14 protein-coding genes are annotated in these 16906 nt (G+C 60.1%); 11 read left to right on the top strand and 3 right to left on the bottom strand.

The window, feature by feature from the left end:
* Positions 1 to 6: 6 nt before the first annotated feature.
* Positions 7 to 231: a hypothetical protein gene (locus tag WDX12_RS17100; protein WP_434721319.1), complete on the bottom strand. Its 225-nt coding sequence runs from the start codon at positions 229 to 231 to the stop codon at positions 7 to 9.
* Positions 232 to 932: 701 nt separating this feature from the next.
* Positions 933 to 2033 (bottom strand): hypothetical protein, encoded by a 1101-nt coding sequence (locus WDX12_RS17105; RefSeq protein ID WP_434721320.1) that lies wholly within the window; start codon positions 2031 to 2033, stop codon positions 933 to 935.
* Between the two features lie 425 nt (positions 2034 to 2458).
* On the opposite strand from WDX12_RS17105, the gene WDX12_RS17110 reads away from it, so the two are divergent.
* The 11 genes from WDX12_RS17110 (at position 2459) to WDX12_RS17160 (ending at position 15442) form a co-directional block, all read left to right on the top strand.
* Positions 2459 to 3541, top strand: a complete 1083-nt coding sequence (locus tag WDX12_RS17110; RefSeq protein ID WP_434721321.1) for an ABC transporter ATP-binding protein — start codon at positions 2459 to 2461, stop codon at positions 3539 to 3541.
* A gap of 29 nt (positions 3542 to 3570) precedes the next feature.
* Positions 3571 to 4620, top strand: a complete 1050-nt coding sequence (locus WDX12_RS17115) for an ABC transporter substrate-binding protein (protein WP_434721322.1) — start codon at positions 3571 to 3573, stop codon at positions 4618 to 4620.
* A gap of 19 nt (positions 4621 to 4639) precedes the next feature.
* Positions 4640 to 5944: an ABC transporter permease gene (locus WDX12_RS17120; RefSeq protein WP_434721323.1), complete on the top strand. Its 1305-nt coding sequence runs from the start codon at positions 4640 to 4642 to the stop codon at positions 5942 to 5944.
* Positions 5945 to 5946: 2 nt separating this feature from the next.
* Positions 5947 to 6747: an ABC transporter permease gene (locus WDX12_RS17125; RefSeq protein ID WP_434721324.1), complete on the top strand. Its 801-nt coding sequence runs from the start codon at positions 5947 to 5949 to the stop codon at positions 6745 to 6747.
* Positions 6748 to 6751: 4 nt separating this feature from the next.
* Positions 6752 to 8107: an NAD(P)/FAD-dependent oxidoreductase gene (locus tag WDX12_RS17130; protein WP_434725655.1), complete on the top strand. Its 1356-nt coding sequence runs from the start codon at positions 6752 to 6754 to the stop codon at positions 8105 to 8107.
* Between the two features lie 12 nt (positions 8108 to 8119).
* Positions 8120 to 8926 carry an IclR family transcriptional regulator gene (locus tag WDX12_RS17135; RefSeq protein ID WP_434721325.1) on the top strand — a complete coding sequence of 269 codons (807 nt, stop codon included), beginning with the start codon at positions 8120 to 8122 and terminating at the stop codon, positions 8924 to 8926.
* A gap of 262 nt (positions 8927 to 9188) precedes the next feature.
* Complete coding sequence (locus tag WDX12_RS17140) at positions 9189 to 10679, top strand: aldehyde dehydrogenase (RefSeq protein ID WP_434721326.1); 1491 nt, start codon at positions 9189 to 9191, stop codon at positions 10677 to 10679.
* 68 nt (positions 10680 to 10747) lie between these two features.
* Complete coding sequence (locus WDX12_RS17145; RefSeq protein WP_434721327.1) at positions 10748 to 12793, top strand: FAD-dependent oxidoreductase; 2046 nt, start codon at positions 10748 to 10750, stop codon at positions 12791 to 12793.
* Positions 12794 to 12814: 21 nt separating this feature from the next.
* Complete coding sequence (locus WDX12_RS17150; RefSeq protein WP_434721328.1) at positions 12815 to 14125, top strand: aspartate aminotransferase family protein; 1311 nt, start codon at positions 12815 to 12817, stop codon at positions 14123 to 14125.
* A gap of 44 nt (positions 14126 to 14169) precedes the next feature.
* Positions 14170 to 14556, top strand: coding sequence for a RidA family protein (locus tag WDX12_RS17155; RefSeq protein ID WP_434721329.1), 387 nt, complete (start codon positions 14170 to 14172; stop codon positions 14554 to 14556).
* A 10-nt stretch (positions 14557 to 14566) separates the two neighbouring features.
* Positions 14567 to 15442 carry a 3-keto-5-aminohexanoate cleavage protein gene (locus WDX12_RS17160; protein WP_434725656.1) on the top strand — a complete coding sequence of 292 codons (876 nt, stop codon included), beginning with the start codon at positions 14567 to 14569 and terminating at the stop codon, positions 15440 to 15442.
* A gap of 490 nt (positions 15443 to 15932) precedes the next feature.
* On the opposite strand, the gene WDX12_RS17165 is transcribed toward WDX12_RS17160, so the two are convergent.
* Positions 15933 to 16853 carry a nucleotidyltransferase and HEPN domain-containing protein gene (locus WDX12_RS17165; RefSeq protein ID WP_434721330.1) on the bottom strand — a complete coding sequence of 307 codons (921 nt, stop codon included), beginning with the start codon at positions 16851 to 16853 and terminating at the stop codon, positions 15933 to 15935.
* Between the last annotated feature and the right edge of the window lie 53 nt (positions 16854 to 16906).

Genomic DNA, 16906 nt, shown 5'->3' on the forward strand with positions numbered 1-16906 from the left:
GCAAACCTAGTTGCGCAGGCGACGAAAGACCCGCAGCCAGAACCCGTACTCGTCCTTTTTGTCTTCGAACCACGCCTCAAGCGCGCAAAATGCCACGGCGGTAGGGGCGTCACTGCCGTAAAGCTCGGCCGCGTGCTGAACTATCGAACCTTCAACAGTTTCGTTGGTTTGGGCGCCAAGCGATTGGCTAAACACACAGCAGGCAAGATGAGAATAGGAATTTCGAGACAAGCACAACCTCCTGCGTCCGACGCAGGGAAATGCGTTCTAAGGCCGGACGTTGGTGCTCCACTATGAGCTTTGCAGGTAGGGTATACTGCACCGTCCCAGGCATGTGCTTGGACACCAAGCCTAGGGCGCAGAAGCAATTGCCACAAGTGAATTGATTGAAATTGCTATTGTTTCCGCCGCCGCAGTTTGGCGCGCTGCCTCCAGGCGCGGGTGAGGCCTTGCGATGGCGGGTCAAAACGCCCCTGCGCCAGCTGCCGGATATCGAGGATGCTGGCCTGCTGTCAAAAGAAAACTGCTGGCCGGTCACATTTCTGTGGAGCCGGGCCGCGGGGAGTGCGAGGAGGAAGAAGAGTCATAATCTGATGGCGTCGAGGGCCAACTGTCTTGAGCGGTCGTTGGCGCGGTTGCGTCCCCCAACGCCAGTCGCCAAGTCATGGCCACGATGACTGATCGAGCGGCAGCCGGTTATCGGGATCATGGACCACGACATGATCGCCTTCGACAAGGTTGGCTGGAAAAATCACAAGGTTGGTGCCGCCGCATAGCAAGTGAACGGAGGCCTAGCCCCTCCCAGCGCACTGCTTGTCCCTTCCTCATTCTGAGCGGTCGCCAGCGGCAGCAATGCGCCTCATCCCAGACACGCGCGCAACCTTTACCTTCACCCGAAAGCCGACGTTCCGGGTCGCTTCGCCTCAGCCATGTCAGGCGCTGCTGATGCTGGCGGGCAGCGACCCCTTGCGCAATATTCGTGTCGCGGCCTTGTTATATTCTGGCGTGTTCCAGACGACGCCTCTGTCCGAAGGCGCCGTCAACAAAACCGTGGAGCAGGGCAGACCAGCGGCATCGAATTTGCGCGCGATGAACTCACTCTCGCCACGATCATGGCTCGACATGATCAGCTGATAGCCGTTCAATTCGACCATATTGCGCATCACGTCGACAAAGGCGGCGGTGTGGATAATATCATTATGCTGCAGCGGATCGTCGAGCAGCAGGGCGCGCCAGCGCGACCAAGGATAGGCGGTACTCGCCGCGCACAGGATGCTGAAACCATTCGCGGCAAGCTGGCCCTCACTCAGTACGAGCTGAGGCGGCAAGTCCTTCTTCGTCTCGATCGCATTGTCGACCTTCTCGCGGTAGCGCAGCGCCATGCCGAAACTGGTCGCATCGACCCTCGTGTCGGCCTTGAACTGAACGCTTTCACCGGGCGTGCTCAGCATCGCCTCATTAAAATCGTCGATCACCGTATTGAGCGGGTCTAGCACGCGCGCCGAAAAATCGTCGGCCTGCTTTTGAAGGTCTTCCGAGTAGCGCTTTACCGCACTGCGTGCCGTAGTGGTGAGTTTGAGCGCCGCCCGCGCTGCCTCGAGCTTGGCCTTGAGCGCAGCCAGATAGGCCACCGGATCCCGAACACCATCGTCGCCTCCGGTCGCTCGCATCGAAGCGACGATCTCGTCGATCTCGCTCTGGAGAAGCGCATCTTCATTTTCGCGGGCAAGGACGAGTTGGCGTTCGGCCAGTGACCGCAAACCCGCCAGCACGGCGTCGATGGCGGCGAGCCCGCGGTCATATTCGGTCTGGCTCGGAATGTCATTGAGACCAGCGCCGGTCCAGCGCTGCTGCATCTGCCGCGCTGCCAGTTCCGAGGTTGTGCGGACTGTCTCGGCTGCGGCAAGGTCGCGCTGTGCTAGGTTAAGCGCGGCCTGCTCGCGCTGGGCGTCCGCAGACGCGCTAGTCGCCGCCTCGCTCAATTGTGCCAGACGAGCACGTGCGCCTTCGCCGCGCTCGCTCTCAGCCGTCAATCTCGCCTCAATGTCGGCGATCGTTGCGTTCGACAAATTGCGTGCGGCGATGCGATCGGCGCAGGCCTTATCCTCTGCTTGATACTTTGCCAGCCGGGCGCCAAGCTGATTGTCTCGCGCGATCAGTTCGCCGAGATCAGCTTCAACGTTCAGTCGCTGTTCGGTTGCCGCTGCCGCGTTCGCCGACAGCGGTTCCAGCGCTGCCTCCGCCGCCGCAAGAGCTGCATCCGCATCGCGTGCCCGGCTTGCCGCAAGCGCGGCAAGGTCGCTATCGGGGGTGGTAGCAAGGGTTTGCGCAACGCTGGCGCTGCACCCGGTCAGAATTTGCGAGCAAGGGATTGACGCAGGCCAGTCCGAGTGCTTCTATTCTCGATATTCAATAATAAGTCTCGATAAACGAGAAAAATGGGATAAGCGCTTTTACGATGGTTCAGCCCACGCTGCATGTCGGCATGACCGGCATATCCAAGAGCTACGACGGCCATAGTTTCGTCGTGCGCGATCTCGACCTCGATATCGCGAAAGGTGAGTTTCTGACGCTTCTTGGACCTTCGGGCTCGGGTAAGACGACGACACTCATGATGCTCGCCGGTTTCGAATACCCGTCAGGCGGGCAGATCACGCTCGACGGGCGGCCGATTCAGGACATGCCGCCGGAAAGGCGGAACATCGGCATGGTGTTTCAGAACTACGCCCTCTTCCCGCATATGACGGTCGCTGAGAACGTGGGTTATTCATTGAGGGTGCGAGGCTTTTCCAAGGAGCAGATCGCCACGCGCGTCGGCGGAGCGCTGGCGATGGTCCAACTTTCGAACCTTGCACAACGCAAGCCCACGGCCTTGTCGGGTGGCCAGCAACAGCGGGTTGCGCTTGCTCGAGCCCTTGTCTTCGAACCCAGCCTGGTGCTGATGGATGAGCCGCTCGGCGCCCTGGACAAGAAGCTGCGCGAGGACCTGCAGCTCGAAATCCGTCGGATCGCCGACCAGCTTGACCTGACAGTCGTCTATGTGACGCACGATCAGCACGAAGCGCTGACGATGTCCGACAGGATCGCCATTTTCAACGACGGCCGCATCCAGCAAATCGGTACAGCCCAGGATATCTATGGCCGTCCCGCGAACCGCTTCGTAGCCGAGTTCGTTGGCGACAATAACTGCCTTGAGGCGAAAATCGTCTCGATCGAAGGCGATTTGGCCCGCGCAAGACTGGCCGGCGGTCAGGAAATTTGGGCACGCAGCAGCGCACACGCAAAGGTTGATCAACGGGCAACGATCGCCATCAGACCCGAGAGCGTCCGCATCACCGCTCAGGACCGCGGCGGAACGCTCAGCGGGCGGGTCAGCGACATCATCTATTGCGGCGACCAATTCCGGATCCACGTCGAACTGCCGGGCGGGGAACGGTTAATTGCGAAGAGCTCATCATCGGCCGGAATCCAGATGGAGATGGGCAGCCCTGTCCGCCTCGGCTGGGAGCCCCACGATGCCTGGGCGCTTGACGGCAGATAACACAACTGAAGATCCAGAGAGGACATCACATGTTGGGAGTTCGTTCGTTCAAACAGTCATGCCTTGTCGGGCTTGTCCTGACTGCGGCGAGTTTTCCAGCCCTGGCAGACGGCCTGACCGTCGTTTCCTGGGGTGGGGCTCTACAGGAGGCACAGACTAAGGCTTTCTTCGATCCCTATTCGAAGGCAAAGAACATCACCGTGACCCAGGATACCTGGAGTGGCGAACTGGCCAAGCTTCGTGCCATGGTCGATAGCGGCAATGTCGCTTGGGATGTCGTCGACGTCGATCCGCAAACGGGGGCGACCGCTTGCGACCAGGGACTGCTTGAGAAGATTGGTAACGACGCGGCTTTCAAGTCCGCGGGCCTCGTGGAGGGCGCCCTCACCGACTGCGCCGTGGGAACGAGCGTCTACGCCACGATCCTGGCGTTTCAGAAACAGGCATTCCCGAAGGCGCCCACCAAATTGACCGATATTTTCGACACGACGACCTTCCCGGGCAAACGCGGCTTCCGCAAGAGCCCGGTGGACACGCTCGAACTCGCCTTGCTCGCGGATGGTGTGGCGGCGTCTGACATCTATCCAACATTGGCGACGCCCGCCGGCGTTGATCGAGCCTTCAAGAAGCTCGACACAATCAAGAAGGACATCGTCTGGTGGGAGGCCGGCGCGCAGCCGCCGCAACTTCTCAAATCCGGCGAAGTGAAGATGGCGCTGGCCTGGAACGGCCGCATTGCCGATGCCAACGCCAAGGAAAACGCCGATCTTGGGATCGCCTGGACCAATCAGATCCGCGGCTTCGACATGTGGGTTATCCCCTCCGGCTCCAAGAATCTCGCAGCCGCCAAGGAGTTCGTGGCCTTCAGCGTCAAGCCGGACGTCAACGCCACACTCAGCAACTACATCGCCTACGGACCAACGGTAAAGGCAGCCAGCGATCTCGTAGCAAAGGATGTGCTGCCGAACCTTCCGTCCGCCCCACAGAACAGCGAAGGCGCGCTGGCCCAGGACGGAGCATTCTGGGCCAAGAACGGGGACGCGCTGAACGCGCGCTTCTCCAGTTGGATTTCGCAGTAGGCCGGGCGGGAATTGTGGGATGACACTGCCATACGGCGACGTGGGCTTGGTAATGACGCAGCATGATGCCCCGACGGGAAACATCGCGTCATCGACGGCTGATGTCGTCGTTCGGTCTTCGATCAGAAGCGACAACAATCGGAGGGCAGCTCGAGCTGCCCTTCCGGCGGCGCCGCTCCTGATCTTCCTGCTTCTGTTCCTGATGATCCCCATAGGGTCTGTCTTTCATACTTCGATATCGGACGGAGAAATCGCCAAGGCATTGCCACTGACAACACAGACACTTCAGGCCTGGGGTGGAAATGATCTTCCAGCCACTGCCATCTTCATGACGCTCGGACAGGAACTGGAAGCCGCGGCACGTGTCGGATCCGTTCGCCCGCTAGCCCGTCGGCTGGGATACGAATTGACCGGTGGGGCGAGTGCCATCCTCAGCGCTCAGCGGGCGCTTTCCGAGGATTTCGATCGCGCGGATCCGAAGGCCTGGAAAGCCCAATTGATCAGGGCAGACGCGGCTTGGGGACAAATTGGCGTTTGGAGCATCCTCACGCAACATGACAGTCACTACAGCGCTTTCTATTTGCGCTGGGCGACCGGCTTTCCCGTGAAGATCGAAGCCGATGGCAGCCTGTCTCAGGAAACGAGCTATGACTTCCGGTCGATCTATCTGAGGACGATCCTGATCAGCCTTGTCGTGACGGGCCTCACAATCGTGATCGGATACCCGGTTGCGTATGTCATCGCCAATGCCAGCGGGCGAACCGCGGCGGTTCTTCTGTTCTTCATTCTCCTCCCGTTCTGGACCTCGCTCCTCGTGCGGACGATGTCGTGGATAGTCTTCCTCCAGACCAATGGCGTTCTCAACAATGCGCTGGCCGGAACGGGACTGACATCCGAGCCGCTGCCCCTTCTTTACACGCGCATGGCGACGGTCATCGCGATGATCCAGATCCAGTTGCCCTTTACGGTCCTGCCCATGATCAGCGTGATGCGCGCGATTCCAGCGAACCATGTAAAGGCCGCCCGCAGCCTCGGCGCAGGCCCTCTTCTGGCACATGCGACGATCTTTCTGCCGCAGGCGGTTCCGGGCATTGCCGCTGGCGGACTTCTCACCTTCGTGCTGTGCCTTGGCTTCTATCTGACGCCTGCATTGGTGGGTGGACCGTCCGATCAGATGGTGAGCTTCTTCATTGCGAGGTTTACCAATGAGGATCTGAATTGGGGGCTCGCTTCGGCACTTAGTGTCGTACTCATCCTTGGAGCGGGCATTGTGGCGCTCCCCCTCGCGCGCCAGGTCGCACGTCATTCATCGGATCGGATCTGACTATGGGCCGCCGCGTCTACACCGAGTTTCCCGCCTACATTCGCATACCGCTCTATGGATTTGTTGGGATGGCTCTTCTCCTGCTGGTGCTGCCGCTGGCTGTCGCTCTCCCGATCTCGTTCAATGCCGATCCCTGGTTCACCTACCCATTTCGTGCAGTGTCTCTCCGCTGGTTCGAACAGCTCTTTTCCTCTCCCCTTTGGACCGGGGCAATGATCAACAGTCTGGTGATTGCCAGTTCGACCACCGTCGTTGCCACGACGCTGGGCACGCTCGCGGCAATCGGCCTCGTCAATCCGAGGTTTCCTTTTCGGGCGGCGGTGATGGCGCTTGCCATCTCGCCCATGATCGTTCCCGTCGTCGTGCTGGGTCTCGGCCTCTTCATTTTCTTTTCGCCGCTCGGCCTCAACTATTCCTACGCTGGCGTCGTCATTGCCCACACCATCCTGGCATCGCCCTTCGTTCTCATCACCGTCACGGCGACACTGACGCGCTTCGACTTCAACCTGATGCGGGCCGCAGCAGGTCTGGGCGCCGGCCGCGTGACGGCATTTCGAACGGTGATGCTTCCAATCATCGCGCCAGGCGTGGCCGCAGGGGCGGTCTTCGCCTTTGCCTCGTCATTCGACGAAGTGGTGATGGTCCTGTTCATTGCTGGACCTCAGCAGCGCACGCTTCCAAAGCAGATGTTCACGGGACTGCGTGAGCAACTCGATCCCACGATCCTCGCCGCGGCCGCGGTGATGATCGTACTGACGAGTTGCCTGATGGCTGTAGCCTACAACGCCAACAAGAATAGGTAACGTGATGCTGCACATCATGTCACAAGAGACCGGGACGATCGGGGCGCAATCCAGATTGTTCGCCGACGATTATCTCGAGGAGCCTTATTGGTGGTCGGCGGCGCCGCCGCCCTCTGCGAGCGAGAGCATGGAGCCGGCTAAGCTTGACGGCAGGGCGGACGTCGTCGTCGTCGGCGGCGGCATCACGGGTCTGGTCGCCGCGCTGCATCTGGCGCGCGCTGGTTGTGACGTTGCCGTTCTCGATGCGCAGAGGATCGGCGAGGGCGCTGCACGCCGCAATGCCGGTTTCGTTGGCCGCACGCTCAAGCGGTCCGTTGAATGGCTGACGGCAAAGTCCGGGCGCGACCACGCGGTGCGGGTCTATCGCGAGCTTGATGCCGCTCTCCGCGGTGTCCAGGCCTTCGTCGACCGCGAGCAGATCGAATGCCACTACCAAACCTGCGGTCGCTTCATTGCCGCCAATTCGGACGCCCATTTTCGGGCGTTGGTTGCAGAACTCGAACAGACCCGAAAGGCCGTCGGCTTTGACTATTCCGTGGTCGAGAAGCATGAAGTTCCAACGGAGATCGCTTCCGACAGCTACCATGGTGGCGCGGTCATTCCAGATCTCGGTTCAATTCATCCCGGGCTTTATCACGCAGGCCTTCTCCGAAAGGCGCTCGATGCCGGCGTTAGGCTGTACCCCCTGACGAATGTCGTGGGCGTTGATCATGATGAGCGTGGGAAGATCGTTCGAACGTCGAGAGGCGACATTGCCGCCAGCCATGTCATTGTCGCCACCAACGGCTATACGAGCCGCGACCTGAAGTGGCTTGCAAGGCGTGTCATTCCGTTCCGCGGCTTTCTGATTGCAACCGAGCTGTTGCCGCCGGAAACGATCGACAGGGTCATACCGCACCGCCGTACCTACCTCGATACCAAGATGAATATCGATTTCCTGCGACCGGCGCCCGATTCGAGCCGCTTACTTTTCGGCGGCATGACCGGTACGGCGAGTCCCAGGGCGACGCCTCTCGCAGGAGCGCTCCGAGATCGTCTGGCTAGGATTCTGCCCGATCTCAAGGGTGTCCGGATCAGCCGTGCCTGGACCGGGCACTGCGCTGGAACTTTCGATTTCATGCCCCATATCGGCGTGAACGACGGGGTCCATTTTGCGCTCGGTTACAACTTCGCCGGCATTCCCCTGGGAACACATTTCGGGGAGAAACTTGCAGCCAGAATTCTTGAACGAGGAGACACCACGTCCGTCTTCGACGTCGAAAAATTCCCCACGGCTCCGTTCTATGGCGGCTCTCCGTGGTTCGTGCCCTTGGCCATGCGCTATTTCGACTGGCATGATGATCGAATCGCAAAGGGCTAGAGCGCAGACATCATGGACAAGAGCACATCGGGCAAGTCGGCGACAGAAAAGCCGTTGGAACGCTATGTCCGTATTCTCGAGATCGTAGCCGGCTTTCCAGACGGCATCTCGGGAACGACTGTCGGCGAGATGCTCGATTTGCCGAAAGCCTCCGCCTACAGGCTGATGAAGAGTCTGGCCGATGTTGAGTTGATCGAGCAAAGCGGCCCAAAGACGGCAACCTTCAAGCTCGGACGACGGCTGGAAAGGCTGCTCTTTTCTGGCGTCAGCGACGAATGGCTCAAGGTCGTCGCAAGGCCCACCCTTCAGGAACTGTCCGAACAGACGGGGCAAGCCTGCTTCATCGCGCGACTTTCCGGCAATAGCGTCCGCAGCGTTGACATGGTCTCGCCTGGCAATCTGGTCAGGGCCTACATCGTTCCAGGGCTTGAAATCCCGGCCCATGCCGGCGCCTCCGCCAAAGCGATCCTCGCCTTTCAGGAACCCGACTTTATCGCTTCCGTGCTTGACAGGCCGTTGAAGCGGTTCACCGCAGCCACAAAAGTCGACTTCGCCCAGCTTCTGGGCGAGCTGGAGACCGTGCGCAAAACCGGCGTGGCATATTGCATCGGGGAGGATGTTGATGGATTTGCCGGGATCGCCGCCCCGATTAGGATTGAGGGCCAGCGTACGCTGCACAGCCTCTGCGTGACGGGAACGATCCATGGAATCCTGGAGGCCAATCGAGACCTCAACGTCTCGCTCACCAAGCGACTCGCGGAGAAACTTTCCAAAATACTCGAAAAGCAATTCCAGATGACCGTGAAATCAAACACCTAACGCAAAGTAATATCTCCGTTTTTGAGCGCGTGGTAACGCCCATGGCGCTCTATTTGCATCTATATATATTGCCGATGACTGCGCCATTTAATTCGAAGATTTCGAGTCAAGTCCAAGCTTTTTCTAGATAAGACTCTACTTAGCTTAGCCTTTTCAACCCGGAATTGACCGACAGGTCGATTTTATATTGACACGAAGCGCGCTCTCAGCCTATTTTCTCATAAATTGATGTGTTGTATCGATTATCGAGAAAGGCAATCTGATGACTGCGATCGACTGGCGGCTGGCCGCCTCCAACCTCACCCTGCGCGGACAATCATTCATAGACGGCAGGTTCGTCGACGCCGTGTCCGGTGGCGTGTTTGGCGCGATCAATCCCGCCAACGGGACCACGCTGACCCGAGTCGCGTCTTGCGACGCGGCGGATGTCGACTTGGCGGTACGTTCCGCGCGAAAGGCTTTCGACTCTGGTTCCTGGTCGCGGCGTTCGCCGAGCGAGCGGAAGAAAGTGCTGCAACGGTTCGCCGAGCTGATGCATCAACACGGTGATGAACTGGCCTTGCTTGAGACCCTGAACATGGGCAAGCCGATCTCCGACGCACGGTCCATCGACGTCCCCGCATCGGCCAATACGATCGCCTGGTACGCCGAGGCGATCGACAAGATCTACGACGAGATCGCTCCGACCGGCAGCGGCGCGCTGGGCATGATCACGCGCGAGCCCGTAGGCGTTGTGGCAGCGGTCGTTCCATGGAATTTTCCATTGCTGATGGCATGCTGGAAACTCGGACCGGCACTTGCAGCGGGCAATTCAGTCATTCTCAAGCCAGCCGAGCAGTCGCCACTTTCCGCCATTCGGCTCGCTGAGCTCGCGGCGGAAGCCGGCATCCCGGATGGCGTGTTCAACGTGGTCACCGGCCTTGGCGAGACCGCGGGCAAGGCGCTTGGCTTGCACATGGATGTCGACGCGGTGACGTTCACCGGCTCGACTGAAGTCGGCAAGCTCTTCATGAGCTATTCTGCCCAGTCGAACATGAAGCGCATTGCTCTCGAATGCGGCGGCAAGACCCCGCATATCGTCATGGCCGATTGTGGCAACCTCGATGAAGCCGCGACGGCGGCGGCCTATGGTATCTTTTTCAACCAGGGTGAGGTCTGCAACGCCGGCTCGCGTCTGCTGGTCGACGCCAAGATCAAGGATGTGTTTCTCGAGAAGGTTATAGCAGTCGGTAAAACGCTTACTGTTGGCGATCCGCTTGATGCCGCCACGAAGCTTGGCGCGATGGTCAGCCAGGTCCAGATGGAACGTGTGCTCGATTACATCGACATCGGCGCCAGGGAAGGCGCCGAGCTCAAGTCCGGCGGCAAGCGTGTCCTCGGCGAGACCGGCGGCTACTACATCGAACCAACCGTCTTCGACAATGTCAGCAACAAGATGAGGATTGCGCAGGAAGAGATCTTCGGTCCTGTCCTTGCTACAATCTCCTTTTCCGGAGCTGAGGAAGCAGTCGCGCTCGCCAACGACACCATCTACGGCCTCGCCGCCGCGGTATGGACCGATAACATCGACGTCGCGTTGTCCACCGCCCGCCGGCTAAGAGCGGGTTCTGTCTGGGTCAACAATTTCGACGAGAGCAACATCACGATGCCCTTCGGTGGCTACAAACAGTCGGGCTTCGGACGGGACAAATCGCTACATGCGATCGAGAAATACACTGAACTCAAGGCAACCTGGATCAAGATCCGCGCATAGAGCCGGATCATCCCCCTGACCAACCACGTCTCCTCACCCTATGAGGCGAGGTACAGAAAGAGCCAAGCATGCGGGAGCCACGCTTCGATATCCTGTTCGACCCGGTACAGATCGGACCTGTTGTCGCCCGCAACCGATTCTACCAGACACCTCACTGTAACGGCATGGGCAATTTGCGACCGCAGGCCCATGCCGCTATGCGCGGCATCAAGGCCGAAGGCGGATGGGCAGTGGTCAACACTGAGCATTGCTCCGTTCATCCCTCTGGCGACCTCATGCCGGAGGTTTTGCAGATGCTGTGGGATGACGGCGACATTCCTCCGCTGGCATTGATGGTCGAAGCGGTCCACGAGCACGGCTCGCTCGCCGGCGTCCAACTTGCCTATCCCGCCTACTACAATGCCAATCGCATGACCCGCGAGGTGCCGCTCGGTCCGATGGACCGGCCCGTCAGCGGACACCATCCGGTCCAGGTTCGCGCCATGGACAAATCCGACATCAAGGCGCTGCTGGGTTGGTGGAAGGTCGCGGCGCAGCGTGCGCGCAAGGCCGGCTTCGACATCCTCAATGTCGACGGCAATTTTTCCACCATCGCCTTCCAATTCATATCGCCCCGCAATCAACGCACCGACGAATATGGCGGCTCGCTGAAGAACCGGGTCCGCCTGCTGAAGGAGTTGATCGAGGCGACGCGAGAGGGCGGCGGCGATGCCTGCGCTGTCAGCGTACGCCTGATCGTTGATGAGCTGTTTGGCCCCGAGGGCCTTCGTGTTGCGGAGGAGGGGATCGAGGCGATCAGCCTGCTCGCCGAACTGCCGGATCTGTGGGATCTCGTCGTGGGAACCTGGGCTGACGATTCACCTACCTCGCGCTTCGCATCGGAGAACGACCACGAGCCGTTCATGACCGGGATCAAGGGCGTCACCACCAAGCCGGTCGTGGGTGTAGGGCGGTTCACCTCGCCTGACACGATGGCGAGCCTGATCCGCCGCGGCGTGCTTGACATGATTGGCGCCGCGCGCCCGTCGATTGCGGATCCCTTCCTGCCGAAGAAGATCGAGGAGGGTCGCTACGAGGACATCCGCGAGTGCATCGGCTGCAATATCTGCGTGTCGAGCCACTTTGCCATGACGAACCTGCGCTGCACACAGAATCCGACGATGGGCGAGGAATGGCGGCGCGGCTGGCACCCCGAACGAATTTCCGCCAAATCAAGCGATGCGACCGTGCTCGTGGTCGGCGGTGGGCCGGCGGGCCTCGAATGCGCCCGGGCCCTCGGGCAGCGCGGCTACCAGGTAACCTTAGCCGAGCGGCAGAGCCGTCTCGGTGGCCGCGTGACCCTTGAAGGCGAACTGCCGGGCCTGCGTGAATGGCTGAGGGTTCGAGACTGGCGCATCACGCAGATCGACAAGCTCCCGAATGTCGGGGTCTATCTCGAAAGCGATCTCGGGTTGGCGGAAATTCTCGAATTCGACGCCGACGAGGTCGTGCTGGCGACGGGATCGCAATGGCGCGCCGATGGCGTCGGACGCGCGGCCTTCAAGCCGATTGCCCTGTCGGCCAGCCTGCCCGTGTTCACACCCGACGACATCATGCGCGGCAATCTCCCGTCGGGCCGCGTTATCGTCTATGACGACGACCACTACTATATGGGCGCCGTGATCGCCGAAGAGCTGGCGCTTGCTGGCAACGACGTTACATTGCTCACGCCAGCGGCCGACATCTCCTCCTTCACCATCAACACGCTTGAAAACATCCGCACGGCCAAGCGGCTCCATGAGCGCGGGGTCGCGATGGTTACGCATATGGCGCTGGCCGGCACCCGAGACAATCTGGCCCTCTTCTTCGATGCGCGAACTGGGGCCACGGCGTACAAGGAGGCCGACGCCCTTGTCCTGGTCACGGCTCGGCTGCCGCGCAACGAACTGTTTGAGGCACTCACCGCGCGTCTTGATCAAGGCAATGCAGGCCGCCTGCGCCGCGTCTCGCGCATCGGGGACTGCGAAGCGCCCGCTGCTATTTATGCCGCCGTATACTCAGGTCACCGTTTTGCTCAAGAATTCGAGAGCGGCAACCCGACGTTGCGTCGCGAGCGAATCAACCTTTCCGCCTAGAACCAAGCGATGAGCGTTATCATGTCAGCACCGGCGACACCGAATTCCGAAAAGCTCTATGCCCGCGCCCAAGAGGTCATGCCTGGCGGAAACACCCGTACCACTGTCTATCGAAAACCACATCAGATCTATGCCTGGCGCGGCGATGGCTGCCGGATCACCGACGTCGATTGCCATGTCCGGATCGACGCCCTGGGAAACTTCACCTCTCTGATCCATGGCTATGGCAACCGCCAGATCCTCGAGGCGGCCACGCGGCAGCTGGAAGCCGGCACGTGTTTCGGCATGCCCACGGAGAGCGAGATTCGGTTGTCGGAAATTCTGTGCGATCGCCTGCCGTCCGTCGAGCGGCTTCGATACACAAATTCCGGCACTGAAGCCGTGATGAACGCGATCAAGGCCGCGCGCGCCTATACCCTCCGTCCGAAGATCGCAAAATGCGAGGGCGCCTACCACGGGACCTATGACCCGGCAGAGACAAGTCAGGACGCCAGCCCCGCTACCTGGGGCGATATCGAGAGTCCGGGATCCGTGCCGACCGCCAAAGGGACACCCCAGGGTGTGCTCGACGATGTCGTCGTCATTCCCTTCAACAACACCCCGGTTGCCGAGGCCATTCTGCGCGCCAGCGGCAACAGCCTTGCCGCCGTCCTCGTCGATGTCATGCCCAACCGCGCCGGTCTCGTCCCGGCAAAGCCCGAATACCTGGCGATGCTGCGCCGCGTCACGCGCGAACTCGGAGCCTTGCTGATCCTCGACGAGGTCATCACGTTTCGCCTTGGCTACAATGGCGCACAAGGCCGTTTCGACATCGACCCGGACCTTACCACGCTCGGCAAGATTATCGGCGGCGGCTTTGCGATCGGCGCCATCGGCGGCCGTGCGGAAGTGATGTCGGTGTTCGATCCAAGCAAGGGCCAGCCCGCGGTGCCGCATGGCGGCACCTTCAGCGCCAATCCCATCTCGATGTCGGCGGGGATAGCCGCTCTTGAGGAATTGACGCCCCCTGTATTCGAGAAACTCGAGGCGCTCGGCGATCGGTTCGACAAGGGTGTTCGCGCCTGTTTCGCCCGGCATGGAATCAAAGGGCAGGTGACCGGACTGGGCTCGCTGCGCCGTGTCCACCTGACGGATGCACCGTTGAGCGACTACCGCTCTACATTCGCCGCGGCCGATGGCGGCGCGCGGGTTACGGCTCTCGCCAAGGCATTGTTCGACCAGGGCGTGATCATCGCTGGCAATGGGCTGATGGCGTTCTCCACCGTCATGGAAGACGCCGACATCGACGAAATAGTGCGGGCCTTCGACCGAGCGTTGCCGGCTTTCGCATAACGATTGGCGGCAAGGAAATCCTCCAGACAGCCAAGGAGCAGCGTATGAACAGGCAAAGGGTCGACGTGACCAACAACTGGGGAGCGGCTATCGGCTATTCCCGGGCCGTCCGCGCCGGAAACACCATTGTCGTATCGGGCACCTCTGCCTCCGGACCCAACGGCGCACTTCACCCCGGTGACGCGGAAAGGCAAACCATCGTGGTCCTGGAGCGCATCGGCGCGGCGCTACGCCAACTCGACGCCTCGATTGAGGATGTGGTCGAGACGCGTATCTTCCTGCGCGATATGAAGGATTGGGAAGCAGTTGGCAGGGCCCATGGCGCTGTCTTTGGCGACATTCGACCGGCAACGACGATGGTTCAGGCAGGGGCGCTCATCGACGACAGCCTGCTCGTCGAGATCGCCGCCACGGCTATCCTTGCAAGTTGAAAGAAATCATATGTCCAGGGACACCATCATTACCTGCGCCGTGACCGGCAGCCTCACACGGCCGCAAGACAATGAAAATTTGCCGGTCACGCCGGAACAGATCGCGGCCTCGGCTCTCGAGGCGGTCGATGCGGGCGCGGCAATCCTGCATCTTCATGTCCGCCATCCCGACGGTCGACCGTCCATGGAACTTGATCACTATCGCGACCTCGTTCGCCTGATCCGCACCAAGAACACTGAGGTGATCCTGAACATCACCACCGGACCTGGTGGTCGGTTCCAGCCCGGCGAGGAAGATCCCAAGATCGCCGGACCCCGGACGAATTTCGTGACGGCCGAACGCCGCGTCGAGCACATCCGTGACCTGCGGCCCGACATCTGCACGCTGGATCTCAACACGATGACGTTCGGCAGCGAGGTCGTCATTAACACCCCGCCCAACGTCAAGAAGATGGCTGAGATCATCTACGACTGCGGGGTCCGGCCCGAGTTCGAGCTTTTCGACAGCGGAGATATCAATCTCCTCAACGATTTTCTCGCAAGCGGCGAGTTTCGCGGCCCGCCGCTCGCGAGCCTTGTGCTCGGCGTAAAATACGGCTTCGCGACCACGCCCGAGACTATGATGTTCGCCCGCAACATGTTGCCGCGGGACGCCATCTGGACAGGTTTCGGTATTGGCCGGGCAGCCTATCCGATGCTGATGCAGTCCTACCTGCTCGGGGGCCATGTGCGGATTGGCATGGAGGACACGATCCGGATGTCGCGAACCGAGCTCGTGAAGAGCAATGCCGAACTCGTCGAGAAGGCGAAATGGCTCCTGGAAGGGCTCGGCGCCACTGTCGCCAGCCCTGCTTCAGCGCGATCTCAGCTAGCATTGAACGCCTAGCTTCTAGATTGATTGAAGAGGTCGCCGGCTGAGCGGTCGCAAATTCGACCGACCCTATCGCGGTTCGGCTGAGGGGAAGCCGGGTTCGAGACGCCGCCGGTCTGAAGTTGTTGTGACTTCCTGCGGAAGAGTTTCTCCGGACTTAGAGGCTCAGCCGCCGTGGCGCTCTGTTCCATCAACTAGGCGAGTGGAAGGGCGCAGGATCGGCAAATCCAGGGTCTAGTCTAGACCAAGGCTAGCTGTTTGATGTCGGCGCCTTTGAAGATGAGAGCAGGAGTGGCTTCCGTGCTACCCTCTCAGTTCCGGTGACTATGCGGGATGAACGATCGGCAGCTTACCTGTCATGCTCGCCCCAAAGCGGTCAGTCACCAAACGGCCCCATTCAAGCCATTGTTGTCACTATAGGGATCTGCCATGTCTGCAAAACTGTCCGATGCATTGCCAATTTTGCTCGGCGGCTGACAGCCACCCGGTGACTGACAGGCGTTCCCTATGATCGCCTGGCCGCCTTTTCGGCTTCGTCATTCAGCTTCTCGAGCTGTGATCGGCAGATCTTCTCTATCCGATCAATCAAGTCCGTGACACGATCAGAGAGCCAGCTAAGGGCCTCGTTGGTAATTTCGAAGTGTCGCGAATAGCGCGCTTTCACATAAGCCTCGTTAATGATGTTGAACCAAGCTACGAACCGCTGTTGATCGCGAGGCCATACTTCCGCTAGCTGCTGTGACTGATCCTCGGCAAGGCTGCGGAGAAATTTGATGTTGTGGGAAGCCGGACTGTAATTTGTCAAAACGAGCAACAACGCTGCGTAGGTTTGCTCGATTGATTGGTGAAGAAGAAAGGCGGCTTCTTTGTAATCCCTCTCGCGGAGATAGAACCCGGCACCTTTTGCGAACTTCTTTGCATGGGCCAACCGGTCATCGAAATAATCGGCCGCCACCCGGGCGGCTTCGGCCGGCTTTGCGGGGATCGGATTGGCAAGCGGCTCATCGTCAAGTTCGTAGAGCACAATCCCCTCGCGACGAATGTCGACGAAGAAATACTGGCCCTCCTTGAGCGCTGTATTCACCTCCCGGCGCGAGTGCACGATGAAGCTGACAGGGGTGTTTACCTCGCGCATCAGGCGGTCAGCGGCCGTGCGCCAATAGGCTGCGAAATCCGTCAGTTTGCGATTGTTGACCACAACCAGCAGATCGAAATCTGATCGATATCCCTTTCTGGTATGCGGCTCGTCCACCCAGCCTCCACGAGCGTAAGATCCGAAAAGTATGACCTTGAGGATGCGCCCGCGCTTCTTGAAATCCGCCGTTGCGCCCTTCAGCGCGTCCTCGAATTCCTCGATCAGCACTTCCACGGCCCGCGCGAGCTCGCGCTGTTTCAGCGGCGGCAGGTGATCGATGCTGGATTTCATAAGCAAGGGTCGGTCGTCCATCCGGCATGCATAACCGAGACAAAGTCTCGAAT

It is taken from the genome of Mesorhizobium sp. RIZ17 (assembly GCF_051127865.1).
Lineage (GTDB): Bacteria > Pseudomonadota > Alphaproteobacteria > Rhizobiales > Rhizobiaceae > Mesorhizobium > Mesorhizobium humile.